Annotated in this window: 11 protein-coding genes and 1 pseudogene; 5 read left to right on the plus strand and 7 right to left on the minus strand. The window is 43.3% G+C overall.

Features of this window, described 5'->3' with window-relative positions:
* The 6 genes from IQR33_RS21480 to thrS all read right to left on the minus strand — a co-directional run.
* On the minus strand, positions 1 to 501 hold a 501-nt coding region (locus IQR33_RS21480), incomplete at its 3' end, for a helix-turn-helix domain-containing protein (RefSeq protein ID WP_193844037.1).
* 366 nt (positions 502 to 867) lie between these two features.
* Entirely contained in the window at positions 868 to 1,185 is a 318-nt protein-coding gene (locus IQR33_RS21485; protein ID WP_033905144.1) for a heavy metal-binding domain-containing protein, read from the minus strand.
* Positions 1,186 to 1,374: 189 nt separating this feature from the next.
* Entirely contained in the window at positions 1,375 to 1,728 is a 354-nt protein-coding gene (rplT, locus tag IQR33_RS21490; RefSeq protein WP_004727974.1) for a 50S ribosomal protein L20, read from the minus strand.
* A gap of 40 nt (positions 1,729 to 1,768) precedes the next feature.
* Positions 1,769 to 1,963: a 50S ribosomal protein L35 gene (gene rpmI / locus IQR33_RS21495; RefSeq protein WP_005377932.1), complete on the minus strand. Its 195-nt coding sequence runs from the start codon at positions 1,961 to 1,963 to the stop codon at positions 1,769 to 1,771.
* A 121-nt stretch (positions 1,964 to 2,084) separates the two neighbouring features.
* Positions 2,085 to 2,636 (minus strand): translation initiation factor IF-3, encoded by a 552-nt coding sequence (gene infC / locus IQR33_RS21500; RefSeq protein ID WP_080276913.1) that lies wholly within the window; start codon positions 2,634 to 2,636, stop codon positions 2,085 to 2,087.
* Between the two features lie 3 nt (positions 2,637 to 2,639).
* Positions 2,640 to 4,568 carry a threonine--tRNA ligase gene (gene thrS / locus IQR33_RS21505; protein ID WP_005395892.1) on the minus strand — a complete coding sequence of 643 codons (1,929 nt, stop codon included), beginning with the start codon at positions 4,566 to 4,568 and terminating at the stop codon, positions 2,640 to 2,642.
* A gap of 404 nt (positions 4,569 to 4,972) precedes the next feature.
* Between thrS and IQR33_RS21510 the strand changes: the two genes are divergently transcribed.
* Positions 4,973 to 5,950, plus strand: coding sequence for a DUF3187 family protein (locus IQR33_RS21510; protein ID WP_193837432.1), 978 nt, complete (start codon positions 4,973 to 4,975; stop codon positions 5,948 to 5,950).
* A 6-nt stretch (positions 5,951 to 5,956) separates the two neighbouring features.
* Here the strand turns inward: IQR33_RS21510 and IQR33_RS21515 are convergent, their stop codons facing one another.
* Positions 5,957 to 6,700, minus strand: coding sequence for a sporulation protein (locus IQR33_RS21515; protein WP_005385491.1), 744 nt, complete (start codon positions 6,698 to 6,700; stop codon positions 5,957 to 5,959).
* A gap of 248 nt (positions 6,701 to 6,948) precedes the next feature.
* Between IQR33_RS21515 and hutC the strand changes: the two genes are divergently transcribed.
* The 4 genes and pseudogenes from hutC to IQR33_RS33925 all read left to right on the plus strand — a co-directional run.
* The gene (gene hutC, locus IQR33_RS21520; protein ID WP_005385493.1) at positions 6,949 to 7,656 is read left to right on the plus strand and encodes a histidine utilization repressor; all 708 of its coding nucleotides are present in this window, start codon (positions 6,949 to 6,951) and stop codon (positions 7,654 to 7,656) included.
* 129 nt (positions 7,657 to 7,785) lie between these two features.
* A complete protein-coding gene (gene hutI, locus IQR33_RS21525) occupies positions 7,786 to 9,036 on the plus strand; it encodes an imidazolonepropionase (protein ID WP_017634852.1) in 1,251 nt (416 codons plus the stop codon).
* A 1-nt stretch (position 9,037) separates the two neighbouring features.
* On the plus strand, positions 9,038 to 10,048 hold the full coding sequence (gene hutG, locus IQR33_RS21530) for a formimidoylglutamase (RefSeq protein ID WP_170897140.1): 1,011 nt from the start codon (positions 9,038 to 9,040) through the stop codon (positions 10,046 to 10,048).
* 73 nt (positions 10,049 to 10,121) lie between these two features.
* Positions 10,122 to 10,668: pseudogene (locus IQR33_RS33925) on the plus strand (urocanate hydratase); the annotation flags it as partial.

Raw genomic sequence — 10,668 nt, forward strand, 5'->3', positions numbered from 1 at the left:
TGTATATTTGTCGTTGAGCTTGGAGTTCTCTGCATAGCTATAATATAAAGGCCCGTGCAGCGTTATATTTTTATCTTCATCAACGTAAACGAGATCCAACAACTCTAATGCTTTTAAGTAATCAGACATGCTCTGCTCAGACAAGTCATACTTTTTCTTTAAAATAGAATAACCGTCTTTACCTCGAAGCATTCTCAATTCACGATAAAAGTCGTAAAGGTGAGGGAATTGAAAGAATACCTCATCCTGCGTACGACTAAAGTAATCCTCGTCTTCACCTTGCAATTGATTTGCGAGCTTTTGTAGTTCATCTAACGTGCAATCAACCGCTCTACAATATTCCAGCAACTTATCTAAAGCGAGATTCGTGCTTGTAAGATGTCTCTTAAAGGTAGATAGTGGCATACCCATTTTCTCAGATAGCTCTCGATATGTTAGCCCTTTTGTTTTAATCGCTTGGCGTAATGCGGCTAGCAAGTATTCGGGAGTCAGATCTCTCATCTACAATTCCTTTTGGCAATGTTACAGCTGTATAGTATTTGTAACAATTTAGAACCGCTTGGCAAGGTATAAGTTCATATTTTTATAAGAAAAACATGAATTAATATACCGAAAAGAGAATTCACACAACAAATGAAAAATTCAATATGAATTCAATTTCATTATAGATATAAAATAATATGCAAAATAAAAGTGAAGCAATTACTCTAAATCATCGTGATTAATTTTAATAGTAACGTAAAGTTGAGAATATAAACCTATTCTCTCTACAAAAATCTAGAATAATTAACCTAAAAGGAACAGAACGGTAAATGCATAATAATTCACCGCTCTCTATTAGCATTTTTGCAATGCTATTCAAGTAGACTAGTCCGCTAGTTTCACTGCAGTACCAAATGCCAAAATTTCCGAAGAACCATCTACGATTGAGCTTGTGGTAAATCGAATCCCTACAATTGCATCGGCACCTTTAGATTCAGCGTCCGCCACCATGCGCTGTATAGCAATATCACGCGCGTCGGTCATCATTTCCGTGTAACCACGAATTTCGCCGCCAACAATGCTCTTGATACCCGCCATGAGGTCACGGCCAATATGCTTTGATTGAACAACATTACCAGTTACAACCCCTCTGATTTCAGAGATCTGCTGGCCAGGAATGCTTTCGGTCGTTGTGTAGATCATTTTTAATCCCTTATAAACGTAAAAATTTATACCCAAGCTACCTTATAACTAACATAAGATGCTAACCAATAAATTGAGAAGACTGATAAACAATACTCTAAATAGCCAAGCTAAAAGTCATTTGGGTATAAATTTTAGCAATAAAAAAGGAGAGCTAATGCTCTCCTTCTCTTAATCCTAAACTGCTAATTAAAGAGCAGCTTTCGCTTTTTCAACTAGAACTGCAAATGCAGCTTTGTCGAATACTGCGATGTCCGCAAGGATCTTACGGTCGATCTCGATAGATGCTTTCTTAAGACCGTTGATGAAACGGCTGTAAGATAGACCATTTTGACGAGATGCCGCATTGATACGTGCAATCCATAGTTGACGGAATTGACGTTTCTTAGCGCGACGGTCACGGTAAGCGTATTGACCAGCTTTAGTAACTGCTTGGAAAGCTACGCGGTAAACACGTGAACGCGCACCGTAGTAACCTTTAGCTTGTTTTAGAACTTTCTTATGACGTGCACGAGCTTGTACACCACGTTTTACGCGAGGCATTATGCTTCTCCTAAACTAAACGATTGATAACTAAAAAGAATTAAGCGTATGGCAACATACGGATTACTGCAGCCACTTCACATTTTGGAAGGATTGCATTTGGACGTAGTTGACGCTTGTTCTTAGTAGTACGCTTAGTCAGGATGTGACGTTTTGTAGCGTGCTTGTACTTAATACCACCAGCAGTTTTCTTAAAACGCTTAGCAGCACCTTTGTTGGTTTTCATCTTAGGCATGATGAATAACTCCGCATTGAGTAGGTTTAATAAACAACGTAATTAGGGCGAACAAAACCCAGCCGTTATGCCTTTATCGAAAGGAAAGCGGCTAGGTTTTAATTACTTGATGAGCCGTTAATTACTTCTTTTTAGGGGCTAGCACCATGATCATCTGGCGACCTTCAATCTTCTTAGGGAAAGATTCAACTACAGCAATTTCTGCAGTATCTTCCTTAAGACGATTTAGAACGTCAACACCGATGTCTTGGTGTGCCATCTCTCGGCCACGGAAGCGAATTGTTACTTTCACTTTGTTGCCTTCTTCAAGGAAACGCGTCAGGTTGCGTAGTTTTACCTGATAGTCTCCAATATCAGTTCCAGGACGGAATTTTACTTCCTTGATCTGGACCTGCTTTTGCTTCTTCTTCTGCTCTTTAGCAGTTTTGCTCTTCTCGAAGAGGAACTTACCATAGTCCATCACACGACAAACAGGTGGCTCGGCGTTAGGACTGATCTCAACGAGATCCATACCAGCTTCTTCAGCAGCTGCAATGGCTTCTTGAATCGATACAACACCAACTGATTCACCGTCAGCGCCTGTTAGTCGAACTTCACGAATACCACGAATTTCACCGTTGATACGGTGCGGGTTTTGTTTTACCGGCTGTTGGCCACGTCTTCCGCCTTTAATAGCTTATTCCTCCAGATTGAGCTTACGGCTAGAGATCTCGTCTTGGATGTATGCAATAAAATCATCCACTTTAAATTTACCAAGATCTTTACCTTTACGAGTACGCACTGCAATTTCGCCAGCTTCCATTTCTTGGTCACCAACAACAAGCATATACGGTACACGCTTCAAAGTATGTTCGCGGATTTTAAAGCCAATCTTCTCATTTCTCAAGTCCGCTTTAGCTCTAATTCCACTTTTTTGTAGTTTTTGTACTATTTCTTGAACATAACCTGACTGTTTATCAGTAATGTTCATAAGAACTGCTTGTTCTGGCGCCAACCAAGTTGGGAAGAAACCAGCATATTCTTCGATAAGGATACCGATGAAGCGCTCTAGTGAACCTAGAATCGCACGGTGAATCATTACCGGTACAAGACGTTCATTGTTTTCACCTACATAAGTTGCACCTAAGCGACCTGGTAGGTTGAAGTCTAGCTGGACAGTACCACACTGCCACGCACGGTCTAGACAATCGTATAGTGTGAATTCAATCTTAGGACCGTAGAACGCACCCTCGCCTTCTTGAATTTCGTATGGAATATCCATCGATTCAAGAGACTGCTTCAATGCTTCTTCAGATTGATCCCAGATTTCATCTGAACCTACACGTTTCTCTGGACGAGTAGACAGTTTCACTACGATGTTGTCGAAACCAAATGTTTGGTACGTATCGTACACCATCTTGATACAGTTTGTTACTTCTTCTTGAATTTGGCTCTCAGTACAGAAAATGTGAGCGTCATCCTGAGTAAAGCCACGTACACGCATAATACCGTGTAGTGCACCAGATGGTTCGTTACGGTGACATGAGCCAAACTCAGCCATACGTAGCGGTAAGTCGCGGTACGATTTTAGACCTTGGTTGAAGATCTGTACGTGACCTGGACAGTTCATTGGCTTAATCGCGTATTCACGGTTCTCAGAAGAAGTTGTGAACATTGCATCAGCGTATTTGTCCCAGTGCCCAGAGCGTTCCCAAAGAACACGGTCCATCATAAGTGGACCTTTCACTTCTTGGTAACCGTACTCATCTAGCTTAGCGCGGATGAATACTTCTAGATCACGGAAGATAGACCAACCATTGTGATGCCAGAACACCATACCCGGTGCTTCTTGCTGCATGTGGAATAGGTCGAGTTGCTTACCAATCTTACGGTGATCACGCTTCGCCGCTTCTTCTAGGCGAGTTAGGTGCGCTTTCAGTGCTTTCTTGTCGTGGAAAGCCGTACCGTAGATACGTTGAAGCATTTTGTTGTCGCTGTTACCACGCCAGTAAGCACCTGCAACATTCAGCAAAGTGAAGTGTTGACAGAAGCTCATGTTAGGAACGTGAGGACCACGACACATGTCGATGTATTCTTCATGGTGGTAAAGGCCTGGACGATCATCACGAGATACGTTTTCGTCTAGGATTTCCACTTTGTATGGTTCGCCACGTGATTCAAACGTATCACGCGCTTCCTGCCAGCTTACTTTTTTCTTAACCACTTCGTACTTGGTTTTCGCTAGCTCTTTCATACGCTTTTCAATCTTTTCAAGATCTTCTTGCGTTAGAGATTCGTCTAAGTCGATATCGTAGTAGAAGCCATTGTCGATGGTTGGACCGATCGCCATTTTAGCTTGAGGGTAAAGCTGCTTAAGAGCGTGACCAAGAAGGTGAGCACAAGAGTGACGAACGATTTCTAGACCGTCTACTTCATCTTTAACTGTGATGATTTCAAGGCTTGCGTCTTCTTCAATTAGATCACACGCATCAACGCGGTTACCGTTTACACGACCAGCGATAGTTGCTTTTGCAAGACCAGGACCGATCGATTGCGCAACTTCCATAGTAGAAACTGGGTTGTCAAATTGACGCTGACTGCCGTCAGGAAGAGTAATAATAGGCATGCTATGTCCTTTACAGTGGTGTTGCACACCAAGCAACACATGTTATTCAAATTAGAAGCTATTTGTTGAAAATAGTTGAGAGTCAATAAAGGCCTCTCGGTAACACGAATACCGGACCGTTATCGAAAATGGGATTGTACCTAGCTCACATTTAGAATGCAAAGCGCGATTTTGTTTTGTCATAAGAACTTAACCGCAGACCCGTCACTACAATCTGATCATGCTTTTTTTAAGAGACCGCATAGCTGATGAATGGAATTGCCCCTCAATGAACTTACACAACAAATTACAATATCCCCTATTACGTGTGAACCGATACAAAGCCTAACACGCTGGGCGAGAGCTCAACGTGCGATTTAGGTATATAGTTGTTTTATAGAGTAGTTTGTATGTAGGTATTCATCATGGTCTATTTCAAATCGCGCTTTATGGTGCTTCTAAGCACCTCGATATGTTCTTTGCAAGCCTTCGCATCAAATGACTTATATGGCCCGCTGCGTTCTTACGCACAATCCCCAATGCAAGTGGTTAGTCACACCAACATACTGCGTTCAGGACATAGTCTGCCCTATGGTTTTGTCGAAGCCTATGGTTCAGGAACCGTGGCAAGTGTTTGGGCTCATACTGATGAATACGCACTGGATTATTACCACAATCAAATCGAATTAGGCAGCAAATGGCAAGTCAGCAACCGTTGGCAGTTGGAGCTCAACTATCGATGGGTCTTTGCCGCTGACAACCATTTAGATGGACTGACGAAAAGCTTCCATAAACTTTTCGGTATCGGACAAAATGGGCGGGATAAAGTAGACAGAGATCGTTTTTACATTTCAATGCCGCAATATGATGTGCTTGAAGATGATTTCGAAGGACAAACACTGGCCAATAACCTATCTACTTACTTACAGTATCAAGTGTTCCAAAATGAACATCACGGCCTATCGATTGGCGGCAGTTTGTATTTTAACGATGTGGCTCACGGCACTTTTCAAGGTAGCAGTTTCGAGCAAGGCTTCCAATTAAACTACAGCTACTTAAGTGATGCTCATGCATTTTATTCGATGATTGGCATGACTTTTCGCTCGGATGACCGTGCCTTGCTCGATCTGCCCTATCGACATAATACGATTGCCATTGCGGGTGGGTACCGTTATGCCTTAGAGGATAACCATCACCTGATGTTGGAATATCATTGGTATCAAGGCTCAACAGAAGGGCCCACAGAGTTTGCTGATGCCTCTAATGAACTGGTATTAGGCTATCGATATCTAATGGAAAATTCAGCGCTTGAGTTTTTAGCCGTAGAGAACGCAAGAAACATGGATAACAGTACCGATATCGCTTTCACAATAGGATATCGGTACATATTTTCATCAAGTTGATGAGAGCTATAGATTTAGCGTTGGTGCAACTGCGGCTGCGACTTGAGCATCGGTTGCATTGATCGGCAACGTAAACGAGCGATATTGGTCACCAGCCAAACTGAGCGAACGGTCAATCTCTGCCAAACAATGCATGACCTGCCCTTCCAGAATAAAAGAGAGCTCAATTTCTTTTGATGAGATAAAGCCGTTGTTACGGAACTCTAGCTCTTGATAAATACCAGAGCGAGAGGCAAACGAGCCACCGCGCAAAAAGCCTTTTTCAACATCGGCTTTAACCATTGTGAAGCCAGCTTGCTCGATCGCTTGAATAACCCGAGATGCTACTGGTAGTGGTTTCACTTCAATATAGTCACGGTCACGCGGGTCAATCGCAAAATCAATATCTAACGTCGTTTCGACCCAAACATGACATTGATTCTTAAGTGCGCTAACCGCAGTAATTGGCGTTTCATCATGCAGTTTTAGCTCAAACGGAACCTGCTTTTCTTCATTAGGTTGAATCACAAAAGGGTCAACTGCTTTCAATTGATCAATAGTGAAGGTTTGGTAACTTACGCTATCATCCACTTCGACTTTCATTTCCGTGTTCAATTTAATCGTAATAGCATCAATTTGTTGTTCGACGTCTCCGCCTTTGATATGAACATGCCCTTTCAGCGTCGCTCCTTGAAACACGCTCATTTCGTCCAAAATGGTATCTACTTTTGCAGAGCCGATCCCCAGTGATGCTTTCAATTTTTTAAACATACTTTTCCTTTTTTAGCGATTTTTCTTCTAATAATCGTTTGTTTACACAATTGTTTTCTGCTGTGCAAGCAATAGACCACAAGAAAATGTTTGAATTCAATCATCAATCCAAATAATGCTCAGCAGTAAGAGTCATTCAGCCCTTCAATAGGATTGCTCGGTCACTAAGCGGTACGTTCGTCGAGAAATGTTTGCAATTTGTACCTAAATTAAGCAGTATTTGTATAGTCAAATAAAGGGAAATCATTATGTCTGCACCACTCTACATTCAAATTAAACAATTTATCCTGGATAAAATTGATGCTGGAGAGTGGGTAGTTGGTCATCGCATCGCCACCGAGATTGAGCTTACCGAGCAATTTGGTGTCAGTAGAATGACAGTGAACAAAGCAATTCGGGATTTAGTTAATGAGGGCCGATTACAACGTCGCCCACGCTTAGGCACGTTCGTGTGTGATCCTGGTGAAAAGTCAGAATCTCCCCTGCTAGACATTCGAAACATTGCCGAAGAAGTCAGCGATAGAGGGCGAAAGTATGGCAGTAAAGTGCTCAAACAGATTGCTATAAAAGCAGATGACAACATTGCGACAAAACTCGGCGTTATGTTAGGCACGACAGTGTTTTACAGTGAAATTATTCACTATGAAGACCAAACGCCGATTCAATTGGAGCTCCGCTGGGTGAATAGCCAATATGCCCCGAGTTATTTAAATCAAGACTTCACACAAATCACTCCAAATCAATACCTGTCAGATAATTGCCCACTCAGCGCGATAGAACATACTGTAGAGGCAATTGTGCCTGAAAGCCGTATTAAGCAAGACTTAAAAATGCAAGCCAATGAACCTTGCCTTCTCTTGAATCGCAGAACGTGGAGCCAAGATAAGTTAGTCAGTACCGCCCTACTTTATCACCCTGGTAACAAATATAAGCTGAGCTCAAAAGTGCTCATTTAAGGACAAGATTTGTCCTCTAGATCTACGTTTTGATCACATTTTAGCAACATCAATCTTGTCAGTGTTCTTATTTTGCTCTATTTATTTGTATATACATTTAATGATACAAATAAACACAGGGACACAAACATGGATTTGCTGATTGAAAACGCACGTCTAGTTACCATGCAATCGGGAGAATGCGGATACCTTCCAACGCCTCCAGCGCGCATTGGTATTCAATCTGGAAAAATCGTTGCGATCAGTACCTGTGCCATTGGTGAAGACGCACCGCAAACCGAGTCTCTGTTGTCTGCCCAACATTACCCTCAGAGTATCGATCTTCAAGGCCAGTTAGTTCTGCCAGGTTTGATCGACTGCCACACTCATCTTATTTACGCGGGCAATCGTGCCAACGAATTTGAAATGCGCTTAAACGGCGTGCCATATCAAGAAATTTCCAAACAAGGCGGCGGGATTCTCTCAACGGTACATGCGACACGCTCTGCAACCGAAGCACAACTAGTTGAGTTAGCGTTACCACGTTTAGATGGGTTACTCGCGAGTGGCGTCACTTCTGTCGAGGTGAAATCTGGCTATGGATTGACACTGAATGATGAAATAAAAATGCTCCGTGCCGCCAAAATGCTAGAGCAAGAGCGCAAAGTTAAAATCACCACTACACTTCTCGCCGCTCACGCTATTCCGCCAGAGTTTCAAGGTCGTGCAGATGATTATATTGAGCACATTTGTCAGGACATAATCCCTGTTGTCGCAAAGGAAGAATTAGCTACGAGTGTCGATGTTTTTTGTGAATCGATTGGTTTCAATCTTGAACAAACAGAAAAAGTGTTTGTAGCTGCAAAACGCCACGGCTTAAAGGTTAAAGGGCATACTGAGCAACTTTCTAATCTCGGTGGTACAGCCCTCACTGCGCAATACAACGGTCTGTCAGCGGATCACATCGAGTTTTTAGATGAGCAAGGTGTTAAAGCACTTGCTCGATCAAACACCGTCGCCACTCTATTGCCTGGCGCTTTTTATTTTCTAAGAGAGACTCAGTTACCACCGATTGAGTTATTGAGAGAGCATAACGTGCCGATGGCAATTGCTACGGACGTCAACCCAGGTACATCACCATTTTCTGATCTCACACTCATGCTGAATATGGCGTGCACGCTATTTCGCCTTACACCGCAAGAAGCACTGCGTGGTGTAACGCAACATGCAGCCAAAGCTCTGGGTTATCAAAACTCACGTGGCGAAATCAAAGTAGGGTTTGATGCGGACTTCTCTATCTGGGATATCGAAAGCCCTGCGGATTTAAGCTATCAAGTCGGAGCAAAACGTCTGGTAGGTCGTATAGTAAATGGTGAATACATTTCACACGGAGGCCAATAATATGTCTCAATTCGACCTACACTCTCCCCTATTTCATTGGCAAGGCCGTCATGATGCCGAGGACGGCAAGCTTGGTCAGCGAATTCATCACGTTGTTCAACGCCAAAAAGCAGATGAGTTGAGTGCCGTTGCGCATGGCGTCTCATTACTCGGTTTTGCTACCGACGCTGGCGTTGCGAGAAACAAAGGACGCATTGGCGCGAAAAAAGCGCCAGACTTAATCCGACGAGCACTCGCTAATTTAGCATGGCACCAAGACGCCCCACTATATGACTTAGGTACTGTGGTGTGTGAAGACGACTTACTGGAAGAGAGCCAAGCTCTATGTGCAGCAACCATTTCAAGCGCACTGCCCCATACGCCAGTCATCGTGCTGGGTGGTGGGCATGAGATTGCGTGGGCCTCGTTTTCCGGCTTAGCGGAATATTTTAAAGCGCACCATCCAGAGAAGAAGCCTAAAATCGGCATTATCAATTTCGATGCGCATTTCGATTTGCGCGCATTCGAGAGTAACCTCGCCGACATAAGACCGAGCTCTGGTACACCCTTCAACCAAATTCATCATTTTTGTCAACGTAACGATTGGGACTTTCATTACGCTTGTATTGGTGTAAGCCGCAGTAGCAACACTAAAGCGCTATTTGAAAAAGCAGATGCGTTAAATGTTTGGTATGTAGAGGACAATCAGCTCTGCTACTTAAACCACAGTTATCACTTAACTCAGCTTCAGCATTTTATTGACGACTGTGACCACCTCTATTTGACCATTGATCTGGATGTATTTCCTGCCGCAACCGCACCTGGAGTCAGCGCACCAGCAGCTCGGGGAGTGAGTTACGACACAATTGCCCCCTTTTTAGATCGAATTCTTCATTACAAAAATAAGTTAATGCTGGCTGATATCGCCGAATACAACCCAAATTATGACGTCGATAGTCAAACAGCACGATTAGCTGCCCGTTTGTGTTGGGATATCGCCAACGCAATGGCGGAAAAACAGCACAAACCATAATGCATCCCAGATGCCACTGATTATTACGACCAAGCAAGTACTTGGTCATCACGAGAAACTAAAGGAGTCTGAAATGACACAGCGCCAGGGACAAGATCCACGACTTGATACAAGCAGAACAATTCGTGCACCTCACGGAGATAAACTGCGCGCAAAATCTTGGCTAACCGAAGCCCCTCTTCGTATGCTGATGAACAACCTTGATCCTGATGTTGCAGAACATCCACATTCACTGGTTGTATATGGCGGCATTGGCCGAGCAGCGCGAAACTGGGAATGTTACGACAAGATTGTTGAAGTACTTGAAAGACTCGAAGATGACCAAACGCTTTTAGTTCAATCAGGCAAGCCTGTTGGTGTTTTCCCTACTCATAAAAATGCCCCACGCGTGCTTATCGCAAACTCAAACCTTGTTCCGCATTGGGCAAACTGGGAACACTTCAACGAGCTCGATAAACAAGGCTTGATGATGTACGGCCAAATGACCGCTGGCAGCTGGATATACATTGGCTCGCAAGGTATCGTACAAGGCACATACGAAACGTTCGTATCTGTTGCAAAAAAACACTTTGACGGTGAAGCAAAGGGCCGTTGGATTCTAACAGGTGGTCTCGGTGGCA

Source organism: Vibrio sp. OPT46, assembly GCF_015163535.1.
Taxonomy (GTDB): domain Bacteria; phylum Pseudomonadota; class Gammaproteobacteria; order Enterobacterales; family Vibrionaceae; genus Vibrio; species Vibrio alginolyticus.

Coding starts and splice junctions, on each gene's coding strand:
- IQR33_RS21485 (WP_033905144.1), bottom strand. CDS start 1,185: ATGATCTACACAACGACCGAAAGCATTCCTGGCCAGCAGATCTCTGAA.
- rplT (WP_004727974.1), bottom strand. CDS start 1,728: ATGCCTCGCGTAAAACGTGGTGTACAAGCTCGTGCACGTCATAAGAAA.
- rpmI (WP_005377932.1), bottom strand. CDS start 1,963: ATGCCTAAGATGAAAACCAACAAAGGTGCTGCTAAGCGTTTTAAGAAA.
- thrS (WP_005395892.1), bottom strand. CDS start 4,568: ATGCCTATTATTACTCTTCCTGACGGCAGTCAGCGTCAATTTGACAAC.
- IQR33_RS21510 (WP_193837432.1), top strand. CDS start 4,973: ATGGTCTATTTCAAATCGCGCTTTATGGTGCTTCTAAGCACCTCGATA.
- IQR33_RS21515 (WP_005385491.1), bottom strand. CDS start 6,700: ATGTTTAAAAAATTGAAAGCATCACTGGGGATCGGCTCTGCAAAAGTA.
- hutC (WP_005385493.1), top strand. CDS start 6,949: ATGTCTGCACCACTCTACATTCAAATTAAACAATTTATCCTGGATAAA.
- hutI (WP_017634852.1), top strand. CDS start 7,786: ATGGATTTGCTGATTGAAAACGCACGTCTAGTTACCATGCAATCGGGA.
- hutG (WP_170897140.1), top strand. CDS start 9,038: ATGTCTCAATTCGACCTACACTCTCCCCTATTTCATTGGCAAGGCCGT.